We start from the raw sequence: 21,051 nt of genomic DNA, 5'->3' as shown, positions 1-21,051 counted from the left end.
CAACAAGAAGCTCTTGTGGCACACTGCGTGGGCATTCGCCGAGGGAGATTCGGGCAGGATCGGCCTGCGTACGCACCATTTGCCAGGAGGACAATCGAGCATGGCCCAGTTGCAGACGGAGAATCCCAGCCAGGACCAGACAGAAGATGCCCGCCGGGCCCGGAAAACAATTCCTTATATTCCGGGAGACGGCGTGGGCCCGGAGATATGGGCCGCGGCAGTTGAGGTCTTCGATGCCGCTGTTAGCGCGGCCTACAGCGGAAGACGCAGGGTGGACTGGATGGAAGTCCAGGCCGGAGAAAAGGCTTACCGGGAATGCGGCCAATACCTGCCGCCGGAGACCATGCAGGCCTTCATGGACCACCAGGTGGGCATCAAAGGCCCGCTGGCCACTCCAGTGGGCGGCGGCATCCGCAGCGTCAACGTGGCCCTGCGCGTAGGCCTGGACCTTTACGCCTGCATTCGGCCCATCCGGTATCTGCCCGGGGTGGCCAGCCCGGTCAAGGAGCCGGAAAAAGTGAATATTGTCGTGTTCCGGGAAAATACCGAGGATGTCTACGCTGGTCTGGAGTGGGCCTCGGGGAGTCCGGAGGCCAGGCAGATCATCGATTTCCTGCACGACACCTTCGGCACGAATCTGCGTCAGGATGCAGCCGTGGGCATCAAGCCCATGTCGCCTTTCGGGAGCAAACGCCTGGTCCGCAAGGCCATTCAATGGGCCATCGACCAAAGCCGGCGGAGCGTAACCCTGGTGCACAAGGGCAACATCATGAAGTTCACAGAAGGCGGCTTCCGGCAATGGGGCTATGAGCTGGCTGCCGAAGAGTTCGGGCGGCAGACCGTGCCCGAGTCCGCCCTGGGTCCGGACGGGTCTTCCGGCCAGGACCAGATTGTAATCAAGGACCGCATAGCAGACGCCATGTTCCAGAACGTCCTGCTATGGCCCCAGGACTATGATGTCCTGGCCCTGCCCAATTTGAACGGCGACTATATGTCCGACGCACTGGCCGCCCAAGTCGGCGGATTGGGCATGGCCCCCGGGGCCAATATCGGTGACCAGGCGGCTGTTTTTGAAGCCACTCACGGCACCGCTCCCGGCCTGGCCGGAAAAGACCAGGTCAACCCCGGCTCCCTGATCCTGTCCGGGGCTTTGATGTACGACCATCTGGGCTGGACTGAAGCGGCCCAGGCCATCCGCAGCTCCCTGGAGGCAACCATCGCCGCCGGAACCGTCACCCGGGACCTGGCCCAGGACCTGCCGGAGGCCACGGTCCTGTCCTGCTCCGAGTTCGGCCACGCGGTTGCTTCCCGGATACGCTAATCATCTACCGCAATGCAAAAGACAATTTTTTGCGTGCACGCAAAAAAAATTGAAGGAGAACAAAATGCCCAATCTTGTGCACAAAATACTCCAGAACCACTTGGTTGCTGGAGAGCTCACTCCGGGCTCGGAAATCGGGATCAGTATCGACAACACCTTGATGCACGATGCCACGGGCCAGATGGCCATGCTCCAGTACGAGGCTTTGGACATCCCCCGGGTAAAGACCAATCGCTCGGTGACCTACACAGATCACAACACCCTGCAGATCGGGTTCGAGAACATGGACGACCACCACTTCCTGGCTTCGGCCTGCCGCAAGTTCGGGCTCTACTTCTCCCGGGCCGGAAACGGGATCTGCCACCAGGTCAACCTGGAACGCTTCTCCCTGCCCGGCCAGACCCTGCTCGGCGCTGACAGCCATACGACCACAGCCGGCGGCGTGGGCATGCTGGCCATCGGGGCCGGCGGTCTGGACATCGCTGTGGCCATGGCCGGCCGCCCTTTCTATCTGCCCATGCCCCGGGTGGTCAAAGTCACCCTCACCGGCCAGCTGCCGTCCTGGTCCGCGGCCAAGGACGTGGCCTTGGAGCTTCTGCGCCGCATGACCGTGTCCGGAGGCCGGGGCACCATTCTGGAGTTTGCCGGGGACGGTCTGGCCGGGCTCTCAGCCACGGAACGGGCCACTATCGCCAATATGAGCATCGAATGCGGGGCATTCACTGCGGTCTTCCCCAGCGACGAGGTCACCCGCCGTTATTTCCAGGCCCAGAAGCGGGAAGCGGACTGGCGGGAGATCCAGGCCGACCCGGATGCGGAGTACGACGATGAGATGGTCATCGATCTCGCAACAGTCCCGCCCCTGGTGGCCAAACCCCATTCCCCGGACAACGTGGTTCCGGTGGAGGAGGTCCACGGCCTGGAGGTGCATCAGGTGGCCATAGGCTCCTGCACCAACTCCTCTTTGCAGGACATGCTCAAGGTCGCCCGGATCCTGGAGCAGGGAACCGTGCCCCCCGAGGTCAGCCTGATCATCGCCCCGGGCTCCAGACAGGTCCTTTTGGACCTGACCTCCTGCGGGGCCCTGGAAACCATGATCAAGGCCGGGGCCAGAATTGTGGAAACAGCCTGCGGATTCTGCAACGGGGTGGGCCAGGCCCCGCGCTCCCAAGGGGTCTCCCTGCGGACCTCCAACCGCAACTTCCCCGGGCGCAGCGGCACGGCAGATGCCAATCTGTACCTGGTCAGCCCGGAGACAGCCGCAGTCTCCGCACTCTCCGGCCAGCTGCGCGACCCGCGGTCCTTCGGACAGCCGGTGCAGATCGATCTGCCCCGGGAGTTTGCAGTGGACGACAGCCTCATCGTGCCCCCGGCCCAGACAAATGAGGAGGTGGAGATTGTCCGCGGACCGAACATCGCTCCCCTGCCTCTGTTTGAGGCCATGCCGGATGAACTGGCCGGTGAAGTCCTGCTCTGCCTGGGGGACAATGTGACCACGGACGACATCCTGCCCGCCGGCGCCCACATCTTGGCCAAACGGGCCAACATCCCGGCTATTTCCGAGTTCATCTTCTGCAAGATCGACGAGACGTTTCCCCAGCGGGCCAGACAGGCTAAAACCGGGTTTATTGTCGGCGGGGCCAACTATGGTCAGGGATCGAGCCGGGAACACGCCGCACTGGCTCCGAGATACCTGGGGGTCCGGGCGGTTATCGCCGAGTCATTCGCCAGGATCCACAAGTTCAATCTGGTCAACTTCGGCATCCTGCCCCTGGAGTTCGTCAATCCCCAGGATAAGGACAAACTGAGCCAGGGCGAAGGCCTGGAGCTGATCAATCTGCATCAGGCCCTGCAGTCCGGAGGGCAGATCATCGTGACCGATGCATCCGGCTCCCTGCAGGTTTCCACTGTCCTGGATGTCTCCCCCCGCCTGCGGGAGGTCCTTTTGGCCGGCGGAACCCTGAATCACACCAGGAAGAGGGCTGGGAAGTAGAGGAGGCGAGCCAGGAGGTCAGGCACAAAGAGATAGGCAGTCTTACAGCTCCCACCCAAAGCGTGGGAGCTGTAAGAGTCCAGCATCCGCGAAAATCACGGGAAAAGCGGCAGAAATGTCCTTGGAGTCCTAGCTGACTTGGAAGAAGGCCTTGGACTTGGCTCCACACACCGGGCACTTTTCCGGGGCCTCGTGACCGCAGGTATAGCCGCATACAGAACATACGAAGTAGTCGGTCTCTTCCAGGCTGTCCATATTGTCCAGGGCATTCTGGTACAGATCTGCGTGCACCTTCTCCACCTCATTGGCAAAGGTGAAGCTTCTTTCAGCCGCCTTGTTCCCCTCTTCCTTGGCCTTGTCGATCATTTCCGGATACATGCTCTTGAACTCATGAGTCTCACCGGCAATGGCCTCCTTGAGGTTATCCGCGGTGGAGTTGATCCCGCCTGCGGTACGCAGATGGGCATGGGCGTGCACCGTTTCCGCCGCAGCCGCAGCCCTGAACAGGCGGGCGACCTGGGTATGCCCCTCCTTGTCCGCCTGCTGGGCAAAGGCCAGATACTTGCGGTTGGCCTGGGACTCACCTGCAAATGCCTCCATGAGGTTTTCCTGGGTCGAACTCATTTCCTTCTCCTTTGGTAGATATTTATGTCACACTCATCAACTTACAGATGCGAATAATTACCAATTATATTTTACCCTGTCAAGGGTCAGCTGGCTTCCCTGCGAGACCCCATCTGTGCCCCGGCTCTGTCTCTGCCAGCCTGACTTTCTCACAACATCTGCATTGGATCGAGATCCAGCTGGATCCGGCAGCGTCCCTGGTGCCCCGCCCGGCGTACAAAGCGGATGTATGCGGAACGGATATCGGCCCATGCATCCGCCTTGAGCAGACACTGCATCCGCACTCTGCCCCGCAATTGGTTCAAAGGGGCAGGGGCCGGCCCCAACACCCGGACCCCGTTTTCCTTGCCCTCCCTGGACAGGGCCTTTCCCAGATCCATGAGCCTGTGCACATCCTTCTCCGAGTCGGCCGGAGCGCTCATTCGAACCAGGGCCAGCTTGACAAAGGGAGGGTAGTGCATCCGCTGGCGCAGAGCGATCTCATGGGCATAAAACCCCTCAAAATCGTAGTCCTGCACAAATCTCCAGCAGTAATGATCCGGATTCCGGGTCTGGATATACACCTTGCCCGGCCTCTCTCCCCGGCCCGCCCTGCCCGCGACCTGGACCAGAAGCTGGAAGGTACGTTCAGTGGCTCGATAGTCAGGCAGGTTCAGGCCCACATCCCCGTCGACCACAATAACCAGGGTCACCTGGGGGAAGTTGTGGCCCTTGCTGCACATCTGGGTCCCTACCAGAACCTGAGCCCGGCCTTGGGCAAAGCGCTCCAGGATTTCCTCCATGCTTCCCTGAGGCCTGGTGCTGTCCCGATCCAGGCGCAGGGTGGAAATGTCTGGATCCAGTCTGGTGCGCAGATACTCCTCCACCTGTTCCGTGCCCTGATTCAGGGATACGAACTGATGTCCGCCGCAGTGGGCGCACGGGGAAGGGAAAGCCCGGGTATGCCCACAATAATGACAGACCAGACGATGCAGCTTCTTATGGTAGGTCAGGCCGACTGCGCAGTGCTCGCAGCGGACAACCTGGGCACAGGAGGTGCAATAGACCAACGGGGCGTATCCCCGCCGATTCAGCAGGATGATGGCCTGCTCCCCCCGTTGCAGGCAGTCGTCCAGGGCCCGACGGCAGCGGGGGCTGAAGGGCCCGTCCTCCTCCGGTTCCTGCAGCAGGTTGACGATCTCTATCTCCGGCAGGGTTCGTCCACTGATCCTGGTGGGCATGGTCAGCATCTCCACTCCGCCGTTTCGGGCGGCATGAAAGCTTTTCATGTCCGGGGTTGCCGAGCCGAGGACCAAAAGAGCGCCCTGGTCCCGGCTCAAGAAATAGGCCACTTCCTTGGCCTGATAGGGCAGGCGCTCTTCCTGCTTGAAGGACGCGTCGTGCTCCTCATCCATAATGATCAGCCCCCAGTCCGACCGAGGGACAAACACCGCCGATCTGGTGCCCACAACCATTACCGGTCCGGTGTCGTTCCCGGCCTGAACAAAGCGTGCCGACCGTTTGGCTGGTGGGAGGGAGCCGTGATACAGGATGGATGCTGTTTCTGGAATCAGATCCTGGATTTGGATGAAGATCTGCAGGGCCAGGGCGACCTCCGGCACCAGCAGGAGCACCGATCGCCCCTGCTCCAAGCACCTGGCCGCCAGGCGGGCGTATACCAGGGTCTTCCCGCTGCCCGTGACCCCGAACAGCAGACGGGCGCAGGCCCGCCGCGAGGCCAAGTCCGCCTCCAGTCCGGCCAGAACGTGCTCCTGATCCCGGCTTAGATGCAGGTGACTTTTCGTACCCTGCGGCGTCCTCTCCGCCTGTTCCGGCTCCCGGGGTGCGATAAGCTTCTTTGCCGACAGCTCCTTCAAGGCCCGGCCAGCCCAGTCACCCAGAGTGTGAACCACCTCCCGGCGGGTTTGAGGGCCCTGGGTCCACAAATAATCCAAAATCTGCATCTGACGGCGGGCCTGGGGTCGAAGCGGCCAGGGCGGCTGGCAGGCCACATCCCATTTCCGGTTTGTCTTGGATCCCCCAAAATTCTGAAACTGGAGCTCACCCGCCAGCCACGCGTCAATCCAGGCTTGCTTGCTCTCCCCGCTCAGGTCCGCGAGCTGTTTGAGGCTGATCCTCCCCTGGGAGCTGACCAGCTTCGGCCCGACAGACTTGACCGCCCCCGGAAGGACAGCGGCCAGAATCCGCCCGGGCGAGCTGACGTAGCGGACCGTCAGGGCGTTGAGCAGGCGAAGAAAGGCGGGAGAAAAGAGAGGGGATCGTTCTCCGGGCCAGAGAAGCTCTTTCATCTGAGCCGCTCTGCCTTCAAGCTGAACCCGGTCCATAAGCAGGCCCAGCCGAAGCTCCCGGCGCACCGGGACCACGACCCGCAGCCCCGGTTGCCAGGATTGGTCCGGAAACCCCTTTGGCTGGGTATAGGTCAGCGTGGCGTACGGCGGGCTGAGCAAAGCGACGTCCCAAGCCGTGGGACCGCTCGGGGTCATGCCGGCCACGCCGACCTCATTCGATGCATGTAGGTCCCGAAAAGGGCATTCGCTTTATTTGGAAGGAGGCGGAACCAGCTCATGCAGGCGCTGGACAAGGTCATCCCGAAGCTCCTCGTCCTGAAGTCCAAAATAGATATTGGCGATCAAGTAGTCAGTCCAGTCCCCGATATCAAACCGCATCCCCCGGACCCGAACCGCCAGCAGCCTGTTGTTGCGGGCCATGACCCGCAAGGCCTCGGTGAGCTGGATCTCATTGTCCGGCCCCCCGGCAGAAAGATCCTGCAGGTGCTCGAACACGTCCGGGGTCATCACATAGCGCCCGACCATGGCCAGCCTGGAGGCTGCCTCCCCGGACCTGGGCTTCTCCTGCAGATCCCGTACCCGGAACATATCCGGACCGATCTCTTCCCCCTGGATCACTCCGTAGGAGGAGACCTTGTGCTCAGGGACGGGCATCACTCCGACCACGGCCATGCTCTCGGCCTCGGCGATCCTGGTCAGCTGCCTGATTCCAGGGTCGGCGTTGAACATCAGATCGTCGCCGACCATCAGAGCGAAGGGCTCGTTCTTGATCACCTCCCGGGCGCAGAGTACGGCATGGCCCAGTCCAAGCTGCTGCTTCTGGCGCACGGAAATGATGTTCACCATCTCGGCGACTTCCCTGGCCACCTTCAAGAGATCGTGCTTCCCGGTTCTCTCCAGGACGGATTCCAGGGCCAGATTGTAGTCGAAATGGTCTTCAATAATTGTCTTGTTCTGGTTGGTGACAAAGACCACATCCTTGAGCCCGGCCTCAATGGCCTCTTCCACGATGTACTGCACCCCGGGTTTCTTGAACACAGGGAGCATTTCTTTGGGCAGATTCTTTGTCGCCGGCAGGGACCTGGTGCCCCACCCTGCAACCGGAATGACGACCTTGGAAATTCGCATGGCTCCCTCCCGGAACAACGTTCATTACCCGGATGTCGACCTGACAACGAAAGCCGCCAGCGTTAACGGACATGATCCTGAATAACTTGGGCTAAGTCCGAGGTCAAAGCCTGAACCAGCTCTGGATCGATTCCTTCCACCATGACCCTGGCCTTGGCCTCGGTCCCGGAATAGCGCAGCAGGACCCGCCCCTTTCCCTGCAAGGACTTCTCTGCCGCCTGGACCATCTTTTGGACTTCAGGCACCTGTTCAAAGGGAATCTTGCGCTGCACAGGGACATTCATCAGATGTTGGGGCAAGGGCTCCAAAATCCCGGCCAGCTCAGACACGGGCCGCTGCTTCTCCTGGATGACCTTCAAGACCTGCAGGGCGGCCAGGACTCCGTCTCCGGTTGTACTGTACTGCAGAAAAATGAGATGCCCGGACTGCTCCCCGCCCAGCACAGCCCCGTGCCTGCGCATGGCTTCGGCCACATACCTGTCTCCAACCGGAGTGCGCAGAAGGCGGCCACCCCGCTCGGACATGAACAGCTCCAGGGCCATATTGCTCATGACCGTAGCCACCAGGGTCTTGCCCGGCAGGAGATCCTTGTCCAGAAAGTCCTGCGCGCACATGGCCATGACCTGATCACCATCCAGTATGCGCCCCTTTTCATCCACCAGGATGACCCTGTCCGCATCTCCGTCCAGGGCAATGCCCAGGTCAGCCCCGGTCTCCAGGACCTTGGCCCGCACGGACTCGGGATGCAGAGAGCCGCATCCGGCATTGATATTCAATCCGTCCGGATCGACCCCCACCGGTATGACTTTGGCCCCCAGCTCCTGAAACACGAGGGGGGCAACCCGGTAGGCTGCTCCGTTGGCGCAATCCAGGACCACGGTCAGCCCATCCAGGCTCAAGTTCGAGGGAAAGCTGTTCTTCAGGGAGACAATATACCGTCCGGGACTGTCCTCGATCTTGGTGGCCCGGCCGATGGCTTCCGGAGCGGGGCTGTCCCAGACCAACTGTCTGTTGTTCACCAGCTGACTGATCTCTTCTTCCGTCTCATCGCTGAGCTTAAACCCGTCCCGGTCAAAGAACTTGATTCCATTGTCCTGAAACGGGTTGTGAGAGGCGGAGATGACCACCCCCAGGTCGGCCCGCATATTCTTGGTCAAAAAGGAGATGGCCGGGGTCGGCATGGGGCCGACCAGAAACACGTCCATCCCGGCCGCACACAGACCAGAGGTCAGGGCTGTCTCAAAGACATAGCCGGACAAGCGGGTATCCTTGCCGATAACCACCCTATGACGCTTCTTCCCGTTGCGGAAATACTGCCCCGCGGCCAGTCCGAGACGGATGACCACCTCCGGCTGCATGGGAAAGACATTCACCTGCCCGCGCAAACCATCAGTACCGAACAACCTATCATTCATTGCTAACCATCCTCCTGCTCCTGCAGTGCCTGCACTATGCGCAGCGTACGCACCGTATCCGCCACCTCATGCACCCGGTGGATTGGCACCCCTTTCGCCCCCATCAGGGCTGTGGCCACCTGAGTTGCCGTCTGCCGCTGATCAGGTCCAAGATCCAGCAGCTTGCCCCAGGTCGACTTGTTGGACAGCCCCATATACACAGGGCGGCCAAGGGCGAAAAAGGTCTGTATATTGGCCAAAAGCCGCAGATTATGCTCCAAAAGCTTACCGAAACCGATCCCCGGGTCCAGCACAATGCGCTCTTCCGGCAGACCGGCCTGAACCAGCCGATTCATCCTGGTCTCAAAAAAGGAAAAGACCTCGCCGACCACATCGTCATATGAGGGATCCTTCTGCATGTCCTCAGGCCGGCCTTGGGAGTGCATGAGCACGTATCCCGGCCTGTATTCGGACACAACCTGCATAAGGTCCGGATCGAAGGTGCAGGCCGAGACATCGTTGACAATGCCTGCGCCTGCCTGCAGGGCCGCAGCGGCAACCCCGGCCCGATAGGTGTCCACGGAAACAACCGCCCGGGGCCTGCGCTCCAGAACCCGATTGATGACCGGCAGGACCCTGCGTTTCTCTTCCTCAGCGCTCACCCTCCTGGAAAAGGGGCGGGTGGACTCGCCGCCGATATCAACTATGTCCGCCCCCTGATCCACGAGGGCCACAGACTGCTCGCTTGCTTGATCCGGATCGAAGAAATGCCCCCCGTCATAAAACGAATCCGGGGTGCAGTTGACGATTCCGGCCACAAAAAAAGGGGCCGGGCCTAAAACCCGGCCCCCGGCTATTGTCCAGGTCACAGGTGTGGTCATTGCGATGTCCTCTTCCGCGGCTCTGTGCAGAATGCTCCGATGCATGACAGCCGTGCCGCAAATATCTCCCTGGGCTCTTCGACACAGAAAGTGGCATTGCCTCCATAAGAGTTTGCCGTCTCTTCTGTGTGCCGTGAGCGGCAGGCCCGCACATTTTCTTGGTCCCGCCACCCGGCACTCACGTGCATGATAAGCTTTCGTCACACAGAAAGCAGTGACCTGCACGTGAGTAGCCTGGAGGGGGCAGGGATCCCCCTTTGGCGGGGCTTAGAAAATACCGGGCCGAAAGTGGGCACTCAGAAGAGATGGCAAACTCCAACAATCCACAGGCTACGTCGAAGACCCCCTCCCTGTATGGGCATGCGCCCTCTGTTCAGGTGCGGCCGAGGCATTCCAACCGCTCGGGGGCAACCCGGGCCTATGCCGATTTATCTGTCCCTTCCTTGCCCGCCTGATCCTCCTCGTCGTCCCGAAAGGAGAACTCAGCATCGTCGTTGTCTTCCTCAGCCTGATCCTCAGCCCGGGCAGCGTCCTCCGAGTCTGTTTCTTCCGGGTCCTCCTCCCCGCTGGAACGGCCCGGACCCGGGTCCTTGCCCCCCTCTGCGGGTTCAAAGGGCGGGAGCTCTTCCCTGTTCATCAGGGTGGTCAGATCCTTGCCGGAAATGGTCTCCCGCTCCAGAAGGGCGGAGGCCAGATTGTGCACAACCTCTTCATTGTCCTCCAACAGCCGCTTGGCCATGTTGTAGGCGTCTTGCAGAATCTTGCGCACCTCGGCATCAATCAGCCGTGCGGTCTCCTCGCTGTACTGCTTGTGCTGCACCAGCTCCCGGCCCAGGAAGACCTCATTTCCATTGTCGCTTAAGGCCATGGAGCCGAAAGTTTCACTCATCCCCCATTCACAAACCATCTTCCGGGCCATTTTGGAAGCCCGTTCCAGATCGTTGCTCGCTCCGGTGGTCACCTGGTGGAGAAAAAGCTGCTCCGCCACCCGGCCGCCCATCATTACAGCCAGGGTGGCATCCAGATACTCCTTGGAATAGTTGTGCCGATCATCCAGGGGCAGCTGCATGGTCACCCCCAGGGCCTGGCCCCTGGGAATGATGGACACCTTGTGCACAGGGTCCGCCTTGGGCAGGAGGTTGGCGACCAGGGCGTGTCCGCCTTCATGATAGGCGGTGGTTTTCTTTTCCTCTTCGCTTAAGATAACGCTGCGCCGCTCCTTGCCCATCATGACCTTGTCCTTGGCCTCTTCCAGGTCAATCATGTCCACGTGGTCTTTATCATTCTTGGCCGCGATCAAAGCCGCCTCATTGACCAGGTTCTCCAGATCGGCCCCGGAAAATCCAGGCGTCCCCCGGGCAATAACGTCCATGTCGACCTCCTTGGACAGGGCCACCTTATGGGAGTAAACCTTAAGGATGGATTTGCGGCCGTTGAGGTCCGGATTGGGCACCACCACCTGGCGGTCGAAACGTCCCGGCCGGAGCAGAGCCGGGTCCAAGACATCCGGCCTGTTGGTGGCTGCAATCAGGATCACCCCCTCGTTGGATTCAAACCCGTCCATTTCCACCAGCAGCTGGTTCAGGGTCTGCTCCCGTTCGTCGTGGCCGCCGCCGAGCCCTGCGCCCCGCTGCCGGCCCACGGCATCGATCTCATCGATAAAGATGAGGCAGGGGGCGTTCTTCTTCCCCTGGACAAAGAGATCCCGGACCCTGGACGCACCCACGCCGACGAACATCTCTACAAAGTCGGAACCGGAGATGGAGAAAAAGGGCACCCCGGCTTCTCCGGCCACGGCCCTGGACAGAAGGGTTTTTCCTGTTCCCGGAGGGCCGACCAGGAGCACCCCCTTGGGAATCCGTCCTCCCAGCCGGGTAAACTTCTTGGGGTTGCTCAAGAACTCCACGACCTCGGTCAGCTCTTCCTTGGCCTCGTCGACCCCGGCCACATCGTCGAAGGTGACCTTTGCGGTCTCTTCAGTGACCATCTTGGCCTTGGACCGGCCGAAGGAGAAAGCCTTGCCTCCGCCGCCACCACCCTGCATCTGGCGCATGAAAAATATCCATACCCCGATGAGCAGCAGCATAGGAAACCAGGACACGAGGAGAGTGATGTACCAGGGCGACTCTTCAGCAGGCTTGGCCGAGACCTCCACATTCTTGCCCATCAAGGTCTGAACCAGATTCGGGTCCTCAGGTGCATAGGTGGAAAAGCGCTGATTGTCTTCGGTGGTTCCTGTAATCTTCTTGCCCTGGATCTGCACTGAGGTAACCTGCCCGCCCTCGATCAGGGACCGAAACTGACTGTAGGAAATCTGGTTTCGGGCCCCTTGGGGGGTATTGAACATATTGAACAAGGCGACCATGACCAGGGAAATGGTCGCCCAAAGTATCAAATTTTTCAGAAAGTTATTCAACGAAAGCCTCCATACTGTCGGGTGTAGGGCTGCCGGACTCGGCAAAAGAGGCCCGGGTTTCACTCAGGGACTAAAAAACTCTGCACATGAGCCGTGAACTGATCAAAAATAATGCATGCCCGCCCTGTTGACAAGCAAGAAACAGGCCTTGAAAGGCCCCCGGGGCTGCTTGCCTTCAGATTGAATATCTGCTAGACAATTGTGCGCAGCGGAAGCGTTTCGTCACCGGTGTGGCGCCTGGACTTCAAATCCAGTGGATGGGTTCGCCCCCATCGGTAGGTTCGACTCCTATACGCTTCCGCCACCCCCGTTATCCCCTTGCCCGTCCAGCCAAGCCCGCAGCTCTTGCAGCTGAGTGCTCACAGCCCGCGGGCCCGTGCCTCCCCTGCTCTCCCGGCGGGCGACCGCAGTCTCGTAATCCAGCACAGCGTACACCTCATCATCGATGAGCGGCGAATGCTCCTGCATCTGTTCCAGGGGCATATCCTCCAGCCCGATGTTTTGCTCCTCGGCCCTGGCCACAATCCGGCCGGTGACGTGATGAGCCTGGCGGAAAGGAAGCCCCTTGCCGACCAGATAGTCTGCGAGCTCAGTTGCATTTAAAAATCCGGCCCGCACCGCCGCGTACATACGCTGTTCATCAAATCCGGTTGCCTCTATCATCTCGGCCATGACCGCTACGGAGAGGCTGACCGTGTAATCGGCGTCCAGAAAGCCAGGCTTGTCTTCCTGCAGATCCCGGTTATAAGCCAAAGGCAAGGCCTTCATGGTGGTCAAAAGGGAGATCAGATCTCCGATCACCCGGCCTGACTTGCCCCGCATGAGCTCGGCCACATCCGGGTTCTTTTTCTGGGGCATGATCGAGGATCCGGTGGCGAACCCATCCGGAAGGCGGACAAAGCCGAAGTTGGGATTGGCCCAAATGATCAGCTCCTCGCACAAACGGCTCAAATGGGTCATGATCATGCCTGCGGCGAACAGGGGCTCCAGAACGAAATCCCGGTCCGAGACCGCATCCATGCTGTTGGCGAACACCCGATCAAACCCTATCTCCCTGGCCGTGTATTCAGGGTCCAGATCATAGGTGGTGCCGGCCAGGGCGGCAGCCCCCAGGGGCGAGACCCGGACCCTGTCCTGGCAGTCGGCAATCCGCTCCACATCCCGGCGGAACATCTGGGCATAGGCCAACAGATGCTGAGCCAGGCTCACTGGCTGGGCCGGCTGCAGATGGGTGTATCCTGGAAGAATGACCTCCCGGTGGCCTTCAGCCTTGTCTCCGAGCACCCGGATCAGGCGCAGCAGATTCCTCCTCCACTCCTGCATCCGCTCGGAGACAAAGAGCCGAAAGGCCGTGGCCACCTGGTCGTTGCGGCTTCGACCGGTATGCAGCTTCTTGCCCACCGGCCCAACGATCTCGGTCAGCCGGTGCTCGATATTCATGTGCACGTCTTCCAGATCCCTGGACCAGGAGAACGAGCCGTCCTCTATCTCCCGTTCAACTGCATCCAACCCGGAGATGATGCTCTGCGCCTCCTGGTCGGTAATGATCTGCTGCCGACCGAGCATTGCGGCGTGGGCCTTGGAGCACCGAATGTCCTGACGGGCGAAATGGCGATCTGCCTCGATGGACTCCGTATACTCCAGGACCATGCCCTGGATGGAGCCCTTGAATCTTCCGCCCCACATGCCTGATGTGCTCATCGTGCTGCTCTCTTTAATAACATGTCCGGATTTTGATCAGTCCGGCCTAGTCCTGCTGACTCCCCCGGGCCACAAGACGCAGTCCTTGAAGACGGATAAATCCGGCCGCGTCCGCCTGATCATAGACCTCGTCGGCCTCAAAGGTGGCCATGGCCGGGTTGTACATTGAATACTGGGACTTTCGTCCCAGGGGATAGGCCTGTCCCTTGTACAGCTTCATGCGCACCGTGCCGGTGACCTTGCTCTGTCCGGCGTCGATCATGGCCTGCAGGGCCTCCCGCTCCGGGGCATACCAGTACCCGTTGTAGACCATGGTCGCATACTTCGGGATCAGGCTGTCCCGGAGATGCATGGCCTCCCGGTCCATGCAGATCCCCTCCAGGTCCCTGTGGGCCAGGTGCAGAACCGTTCCCCCGGGCGTCTCGTAGACTCCCCTGGACTTCATGCCCACGAACCTGTTCTCCACCATGTCCACCCGGCCGATGCCATGGGCCCCGGCAATCCGGTTTAAGACCTTGATCACCTCTGCCGGACTGTACGCTTTTCCGTCCACGGCCACCGGATTGCCGGCTTCGAAATCTATTTCCACGATCTGCGGCTGATCAGGTGCCTGTTCCGGGGGCACGGTCAAAACAAAGGTCCCGGGACCGGGCTCCTGCCACGGATCCTCCAGCTCCCCGCCTTCAAAACTTAAATGCAGAAGATTCCGGTCGCAGCTGTACGGTTTTTCCTGGGTCACCGGAACCGGGATGCCGTTTTCCTTTGCGAAGCGGATCAGATCCGTCCTGGAGGCCAGCTCCCATTCCCGCCAGGGGGCGATGGTCCTCAGTTCCGGCGCCAGCCCCATGGCCGCCAGCTCGAACCTGACCTGATCGTTCCCCTTCCCGGTCGCTCCATGGGCCAGGGCCTGGGCCCCTTCCTTGCGGGCCACCTCCACCATGTGCTTGGTTATCAAGGGTCGGGCCAGGGAAGTGCCCAGAAGGTAACGGCCTTCATACACCGCATTGGCCCGGAGGGCGGGAAAGACAAAGTCCCGGGCAAACTCCTCCTGCACATCCAGGATATAGGCCTTGCTCGCCCCGGTGGACTGGGCTTTGTCTTCCAGCCCTGCAAGTTCCTCTTCCTGGCCCAGATCCGCAGTCAACGCGATCACTTCACATTCGTAGGTCTGCTGGATCCATTTCAAAATCACCGAGGTATCCAAGCCTCCGGAGTAGGCCAGGACCACTTTCTCTATACGGGACATGATATCTTTTACTCCTTCATTGGGCTTATACATTCAATGTTCCCGGTTCTCGGTTCACTCGGCTGCGGTCTGTATTCGAGCCGGTCGCATTGGGGAATGGAACTGAGCCCCAAAATCATGCATACACCCATTCCAAAAGGGCCTTTTGCATGTGCAGCCGATTGCCGGCCTGCTCCCAGACCAGGCTGCGCTCCGATTCCAGGACCTCCTCAGAGATCTCCTGTCCCCGGTGGGCGGGCAGGCAATGCAGGACCTTGGCCTCAACCGGGGCCTTCTCCAGCAGCCGGGCATTGATCTGAAAGCCTTCAAAGGCCAGGGCCCGCTCCCGTTCCTCCTCTTCCTGCCCCATGGAGAACCAGGCATCGGTGTTGATGTAGTCCGCGTCCCGGACAGCATCTTCCGGATCGTGGCTCAAAACAATATCCGCCCCATCCTCCACGGCCTGTTGAACGAGGCCCTGATCCGGCCCAAACCCTTTGGGGACGGCCATGCGCAGCCGAAAGGGAAGCAGCCTGGCGGCATTGATCCAGGAGTGGGCCATATTGTTTCCGTCTCCGACCCAGGCAATGGTCAGGGAAGAAAAATCCGGGGTATACTCGGATACAGTCAGCAGATCGCTGAGGACCTGGCAGGGATGGAAGGAATCGGAAAGGGCATTGACCACCGGGATATCGGCATGCTGAGTCAGCTCGTTCAAATTTGCCTGGGCGAAAGTGCGCACGATCATTCCATGGGTATACTGGGACAGGCAACGGGCTGTATCCCGCAACGGCTCGCTCCGTCCGAGCTGTGACTCGGACGGGGTCATGAACACAGCCTTCCCGCCCAGTTCATTGACCGCCACCTCAAAGGACACCCTGGTTCGGGTGGACGATTTCTCAAAGACCATGGCCAGGGTCTTGTTTTCCAGCACCCTGGAAACAGTCCGTTCAACCTTCATCTCCCGGCCCCGGTCAATGAGAGCGGGCAGGTCGCTGGCCGGGATATCCAGCAAGGTCAGCACATTGTGGGGCATGCAACCATCTCCTCACGTACGTTGGGCAAACATGCAGCAAAAAACATGGCCGGGCGCAAAGAACGCCGAGTATATGCGCTGCGCTTTATTTGTAAACCCCGCAATCCCGGCTCATTTTCCCCGGGTTTCCTCCAGGGCCCGGGCAATGCACAGCCCGGTCATCTCCTCCATCTCTGGACCGTGTTCGTACCCGCCGAGGTGGAGGACGGCATGAGCGAGCATACGCAGCCAGTATTCCGCCGGCTCCTGGGCATACAGATCAGACTCTCTGTACAGGGCATGGGCCGAAAGCACAATACTGCCGTTCAGCCCGGTCCGTGGATCCATATCCAGGGGAAAGCTCAACACATTGGTCGGTCCGGGCAGTCCCAGGAGGTCCCGGTTTTTCTGGGCCACTTCCCGGTCTGAGGTCACCAGGATCTCGAGGTCTCCCGCCTTCCAGTCGAGTGAATGGAGAATGCATCCGACCATGCGCCTGAGTTCTGCTGCAGAGAAAGCGGTCACCGCCCGGACCTGCGGAAGGATATGAATGCGGATCATCAGGAGGACTCTTTGGACTCCTCGTGCCGGGTATAGGCCTGAACTATTTTGCCCACCAGCTCATGGCGCATGACATCCTGCTCGGAAAAGTACCCGAAATGGATTTCCGGGATCTCCCGCAGCACGTTTTGGGCCTGAACCAGCCCGGAGCCCACTCGGGACGGGAGGTCGATCTGGGTAATGTCTCCGGTCACCACAGCCTTGGAGCCGAACCCAATCCGGGTCAGAAACATCTTCATCTGCTCCGGGGTCGTATTCTGGGCCTCATCCAGGATGACAAATGATCTGTTCAGGGTCCGCCCGCGCATAAAGGCCAGGGGCGCGACCTCGATCACCCCGTTTTCCAGCATGTCCTGGACTCTGCGAAAATCGAGCATCTCATGCAGCGCATCGTACAAAGGACGCAGGTAGGGATTGATCTTTTCCGCCAGGTCCCCGGGCAGAAACCCGAGCTTCTCCCCTGCCTCCAGGGCCGGACGGGTCAGGATCAGCCTCTCCACCTTGCCTTCCAACAGATGGGCCACGGCCATGGCCACCGCGAGATAGGTCTTGCCAGTCCCGGCCGGGCCTATGCCGAAAACCAGCTCCTTCTTCCTGATGGCCTGTAAATAATCGCTTTGAGCCACGGATCGGGGGGTTATGGTCTTTTTGGGCGAGACCGCGAAATGCTGTTCAGCAAAGAGCCTGCCCAGATCGGCCTGAGGGTTGCGGGCCATAAGCCGCACCCCGGCTTCCAGATCCTGCCGTTGCAGACTGTGTCCCAGACGCAGCAGTTCGTATATCTGAACCAGAAAGCGGGCCGCGGTCTGAACGTTCTGCTCCTCCGGACCGGACACAACTGCCTTGGTCCCCCGGGTGTGGACCTGAACATGCAGAGCGTTTCGCAGAAGGGACAGATTCGTTTCCTCCGGACCGAAGAGCTCCCTGGCCAGGTCTGGGTCCTGGAACTCAAGCTCCTTGAGGTATTCCTGACTGGTGTGCATGGGGCCGGATCTATCCTCCTATAGCATTCATGTCCCGCCGGCAGAACGAATCGTCCGCCTGGGCAAACTGCTCCAGCAGCTGTGATCCAAAGGGCTTTTTCCTGCCCGCCGCCTGCAGGACCTTGAGCACGGCCTCCGGACCGTGCTTTGGGGATCGAAGCAGCGGCCGCAGGGAGTACTCCCGGTCGGAAAACAGACAGGTGCGCAGCCGCCCGTCCGCCGTTATCCGAAATCGATTGCACCGGGCGCAAAAATGGTCGGACATGGGCGAGATGAGGCCCAGGCGGCCTCGTCCTTCAGGCAGTCGATACATCCGGGCCGGACCGCTGTGTTCGCCCGGGGCGTGATCCGGCTCCAACACCGTGATTTCCCCGGCCTTGCGGAGAATGTCCTCCGCAGGCCAAAATACGGATGTGCTCCAGGCCGAACAATGGCCTACAGGCATGAATTCAATAAACCGCACATCCACCGGATTGTCCAAGGCCATCCGCAGAAAGTCCGGCAGCTCCTGATCATTGATTCCCTTCAAGGCAACGACATTGACCTTGACCTGGATGCCTTCTTCCAGACAGGCGTCGATTCCCCGCCGAACCCGGGAATAATAATCCCGGCCTGTAATCCGCTGAAACTTGGCCCGGTCCAAAGTATCCAGGGAGACATTCACCCGTTGAAGGCCAGCGGCCCGAAACCGCCTGGCCTCAGGGGCCAACAGGGTGCCGTTGGTGGTCATGCGCAGATCCACCTCCGGATACTGCTCCAGAACCCGTTCCACGAATCGGGTACAATCCCGGCGGACGAGGGGTTCGCCGCCGGTCAGCCGGACCTTGCTCAACCCAAGCCGGCTGGCCAGCCCGATCAGCTGCAGGCATTCTTCATAGGTCAAGATCCGCTGGTGGGGAATAAAGGTGTAATCCGCACAAGTGTTGCAGTAAAAGCAGCGCAGATTGCACCGATCGGTCAGGCTCAATCGTAGATAGCTGATCCTCCGCCCGTGCTGGTCGACCAGGGAACCGGGCAGGGGGGTGCTGTATTTAGTGTCCATGGGTGTATCCAAATTCAATGTTCACGATCAGAATGGCCCTTCTTCCGGCAGGAGAGGCGAGGTCTGACCCTTGAAAAAACCTGCCGTGCAGAGTAGAACGTGCCCAGGAGCCCGTATGCGCCTAAAGGACTTGAAAGATCTTCCCCGAATCGAGGATCGGCCGAAACAAGGCCGCAGTCAGGGGCAGGGCGCACCCCAGCAGTCCGAACCAGATACATCCCGATCCGGCGACTCTCAGCCCCGGGAGACGGAGACTGACGCCTTTCTGCAGGCCATGCAGGGGGTGGAGCCCTTAAAGGACAATGGCCGCGGCCGCAAGGTCTCGCCCAGGAAAGTCCCCCCCAGCGCCGCGGCCGCCTCTGAAGGGGAAAAAGGAAAAAAATATCTGCAGGACCTGGTCCAGGGCAAGGTAGAGTTCGACATCCAGTTCACGGACGAATACCTGCAAGGGGCTGTACACGGCCTGAACCAGCGAACTTTGCGGCAGCTCCAAAACGGAGAGTTCAGCCCGGAGGCCCATCTGGACCTGCACGGCCTGAATGTGGACGACGCCCAAAGCCTCCTGCTGCACTTCATCAGAGAAAGCTACTTGGCCGGGAAACGATGCCTGCTGGTTATTCCCGGACGGGGAAAGAACTCGCCGGCTGGACGAGGCGTGCTCCGGGAGCAGATCCAATACTGGCTGATCCGCGATCCCTGCAAGCGGGTCATTCTGGCCTTTACTACTGCCCAACCCCAGCACGGCGGTGCCGGAGCCCTGTATATCCTGCTCCGGAAGTACAAGAAAAGCCGGGGCAAGATATTCTGGGACCGTTTGACCTCAAACCATGATATTTAAACCATCTACAGACAATTATCAACTCGGAGATAATCAATGGGTTTCTTCAGCAAGATCAAGAAACTCTGGAAAACGGACCAGGAAGCCGCACCCCAGGAGTCTGCTAACGAGGCCCAGGACGTAGCCGCCCAGGCCAGCCCGGCTGCCCCCCAGGCCGAGCTCCAGTGGCAGAATGATCTGCTCTCTGATCTGCAGCAGGCTGAACCAAGGCTCAGCGTCTGGCTTGAACACATAGTCAAGGATGTGCACCGGGCCGACCAGACCCTGTGGGACCGTCTGCATTTTTTGTTTCAATGCCTGGAAGTACCTGACCCCGAAGCCCGGGACTTCATCCGCAGTTTCCGGCACTGGCTGGAGGAGATGGACTACGAGCGGGTGGAGGAGTTCCGCTCCGAGCTGCAGTACCGCCTGGCCCTGGCCCTGGACCTGGAAGACGAGGAGGACGAGAGGAGCCGCCTGTTCATCAAGCTCAGCCAGGGCCTGTCCAAGACCAAGGAGCAGCTGTCCAAGCAGGTGGACTCTTTGCTCAACCGAAGCTCGGAGTTCGATTCCCGGTTCTGGGAGGAACTGGAGGAGATTCTGGTCATGGCCGACGTGGGGATGCAGACCACGTCCAAGCTCATTGAACGCATGCAATCCAGGGTACGGGAAAGCAGGCCCCAGAGCAGCGATGAGTTCAAAGCCCTGTTCTCCGAAGAGCTGGCCGCCCTCTTTCCACCCCAGCCCAAGCGGATCAAACCTGAGCCACCCGAGGTTTGGCTTATGGTCGGGGTCAACGGGGTGGGCAAGACCACAACCATAGCCAAGCTGGCCCACAGGGCGCAGATGCAGGGGCGCAAGGTCCTGATCGCGGCCGGAGACACCTTTCGGGCCGCGGCCATAGAGCAGCTGGAAATCTGGTCCCAGCGGGTGGGAACCGGATTTTACGCCAAGACGGCCCATTCCGATCCGGCGGCTGTGGCCTGGGAAGCCCTGGACCTGGCCTGTGCGGAAGAATACGACCTGCTTATAGTGGACACCGCCGGCCGTCTGCACACCAAGCGGGATCTTATGGACGAACTGATCAAGATCCGCCGGGTACTGAACAAGAAGCACCAGGGCGCTCCCCACCGGACCATGCTGGTCCTGGACGCCACCACGGGACAAAACGCCCTGTCCCAGACCAAGCTGTTTCAGGAAGGGGTCAATGTGGACGAGATCATTTTGACCAAACTGGACGGCACTGCCAAGGGCGGGGTGATCTTGAGCATCGCCTCCGAATACCGGCTGCCGATCACCTTTGTCGGACTGGGGGAAAAGATGGAGGATCTGCGGCCCTTCTCGCCTCAGGACTTCGCCCGGGCCCTGCTCGCATAGGCGGGGAACAGGCCATGGAGTACACCCCGGGTGCAGAATGTTCTAACAGGGCGCACTCGTTGCTGCGTTCACCCTTTCAAGATCAGGGTTCCCGACCTCTTACCAACCGACATGCCCGAAGCGGGCACGATTTCGATACCGATACCGACTGGCAGTGGTTACCCAATCGGATCCTGACAACTATTAACGAATAATTCATAACAGCTTTTCATACCAAAGGCCTCGACAAGTACGGGGTGTCTTCTGCCCCCCGACTCCCGTCTCCTGACTCCCGACTCCCGACTC

General features: G+C 60.2%; 16 protein-coding genes and 1 tRNA gene. 5 read left to right on the top strand and 12 right to left on the bottom strand.

Annotation, left to right across the window (positions count from 1 at the left end; all coding sequences use genetic code 11):
* Nucleotides 1–100 precede the first annotated feature (100 nt).
* Both icd and N902_RS0114815 read left to right on the top strand, forming a co-directional pair.
* Entirely contained in the window at nt 101–1,321 is a 1,221-nt protein-coding gene (gene icd / locus N902_RS0114820) for an NADP-dependent isocitrate dehydrogenase (RefSeq protein WP_084288484.1), read from the top strand.
* A 64-nt stretch (nt 1,322–1,385) separates the two neighbouring features.
* Nucleotides 1,386–3,314, top strand: a complete 1,929-nt coding sequence (locus N902_RS0114815; protein ID WP_034623131.1) for an aconitate hydratase — start codon at nt 1,386–1,388, stop codon at nt 3,312–3,314.
* 129 nt (nt 3,315–3,443) lie between these two features.
* On the opposite strand, the gene N902_RS0114810 is transcribed toward N902_RS0114815, so the two are convergent.
* The 6 genes from N902_RS0114810 to ftsH form a co-directional block, all read right to left on the bottom strand.
* Nucleotides 3,444–3,938: a rubrerythrin family protein gene (locus tag N902_RS0114810; RefSeq protein WP_027371531.1), complete on the bottom strand. Its 495-nt coding sequence runs from the start codon at nt 3,936–3,938 to the stop codon at nt 3,444–3,446.
* Nucleotides 3,939–4,087: 149 nt separating this feature from the next.
* On the bottom strand, nt 4,088–6,421 hold the full coding sequence (gene priA / locus N902_RS0114805) for a replication restart helicase PriA (protein WP_027371530.1): 2,334 nt from the start codon (nt 6,419–6,421) through the stop codon (nt 4,088–4,090).
* A gap of 54 nt (nt 6,422–6,475) precedes the next feature.
* Nucleotides 6,476–7,354: a UTP--glucose-1-phosphate uridylyltransferase gene (locus tag N902_RS0114800; RefSeq protein WP_027371529.1), complete on the bottom strand. Its 879-nt coding sequence runs from the start codon at nt 7,352–7,354 to the stop codon at nt 6,476–6,478.
* A 62-nt stretch (nt 7,355–7,416) separates the two neighbouring features.
* Complete coding sequence (gene glmM, locus N902_RS0114795; RefSeq protein ID WP_027371528.1) at nt 7,417–8,769, bottom strand: phosphoglucosamine mutase; 1,353 nt, start codon at nt 8,767–8,769, stop codon at nt 7,417–7,419.
* Nucleotides 8,770–8,771: 2 nt separating this feature from the next.
* Nucleotides 8,772–9,629, bottom strand: coding sequence for a dihydropteroate synthase (gene folP, locus N902_RS0114790; RefSeq protein WP_027371527.1), 858 nt, complete (start codon nt 9,627–9,629; stop codon nt 8,772–8,774).
* A gap of 418 nt (nt 9,630–10,047) precedes the next feature.
* Nucleotides 10,048–12,045 carry an ATP-dependent zinc metalloprotease FtsH gene (gene ftsH, locus N902_RS18240; RefSeq protein ID WP_034623128.1) on the bottom strand — a complete coding sequence of 666 codons (1,998 nt, stop codon included), beginning with the start codon at nt 12,043–12,045 and terminating at the stop codon, nt 10,048–10,050.
* Between the two features lie 210 nt (nt 12,046–12,255).
* Between ftsH and N902_RS0114780 the strand changes: the two genes are divergently transcribed.
* Nucleotides 12,256–12,349, top strand: a tRNA-Sec gene (locus tag N902_RS0114780).
* Here the strand turns inward: N902_RS0114780 and argH are convergent.
* From argH to moaA, 6 genes are all read right to left on the bottom strand, one after another.
* On the bottom strand, nt 12,334–13,746 hold the full coding sequence (argH, locus tag N902_RS19565) for an argininosuccinate lyase (RefSeq protein WP_027371526.1): 1,413 nt from the start codon (nt 13,744–13,746) through the stop codon (nt 12,334–12,336). The two genes, N902_RS0114780 and argH, sit on opposite strands and share 16 nt — an antisense overlap.
* Nucleotides 13,747–13,792: 46 nt before the next feature.
* On the bottom strand, nt 13,793–14,992 hold the full coding sequence (locus tag N902_RS0114770) for an argininosuccinate synthase (protein WP_027371525.1): 1,200 nt from the start codon (nt 14,990–14,992) through the stop codon (nt 13,793–13,795).
* 115 nt (nt 14,993–15,107) lie between these two features.
* On the bottom strand, nt 15,108–16,007 hold the full coding sequence (gene argF, locus N902_RS0114765) for an ornithine carbamoyltransferase (RefSeq protein WP_027371524.1): 900 nt from the start codon (nt 16,005–16,007) through the stop codon (nt 15,108–15,110).
* 111 nt (nt 16,008–16,118) lie between these two features.
* Entirely contained in the window at nt 16,119–16,547 is a 429-nt protein-coding gene (ybeY, locus tag N902_RS18230; RefSeq protein WP_051564645.1) for an rRNA maturation RNase YbeY, read from the bottom strand.
* Nucleotides 16,547–17,530, bottom strand: coding sequence for a PhoH family protein (locus tag N902_RS0114755; RefSeq protein WP_027371523.1), 984 nt, complete (start codon nt 17,528–17,530; stop codon nt 16,547–16,549). The genes ybeY and N902_RS0114755 overlap by 1 nt, the downstream gene beginning before the upstream one ends.
* 10 nt (nt 17,531–17,540) lie before the next feature.
* On the bottom strand, nt 17,541–18,572 hold the full coding sequence (gene moaA, locus N902_RS0114750) for a GTP 3',8-cyclase MoaA (RefSeq protein ID WP_051564644.1): 1,032 nt from the start codon (nt 18,570–18,572) through the stop codon (nt 17,541–17,543).
* Between the two features lie 115 nt (nt 18,573–18,687).
* Between moaA and N902_RS0114745 the strand changes: the two genes are divergently transcribed.
* Nucleotides 18,688–19,410 (top strand): Smr/MutS family protein, encoded by a 723-nt coding sequence (locus N902_RS0114745; RefSeq protein ID WP_084288482.1) that lies wholly within the window; start codon nt 18,688–18,690, stop codon nt 19,408–19,410.
* A gap of 36 nt (nt 19,411–19,446) precedes the next feature.
* Nucleotides 19,447–20,766: a signal recognition particle-docking protein FtsY gene (gene ftsY, locus N902_RS0114740; protein WP_027371520.1), complete on the top strand. Its 1,320-nt coding sequence runs from the start codon at nt 19,447–19,449 to the stop codon at nt 20,764–20,766.
* Nucleotides 20,767–21,051: the final 285 nt, after the last annotated feature.

Origin of the sequence: Desulfovermiculus halophilus DSM 18834, from assembly GCF_000620765.1 — a bacterium.
Lineage (GTDB): Bacteria > Desulfobacterota > Desulfovibrionia > Desulfovibrionales > Desulfothermaceae > Desulfovermiculus > Desulfovermiculus halophilus.
The sequence above is the reverse complement of the archived record's forward strand: the minus strand, read 5'-3'. Positions and strand labels throughout refer to the sequence as shown.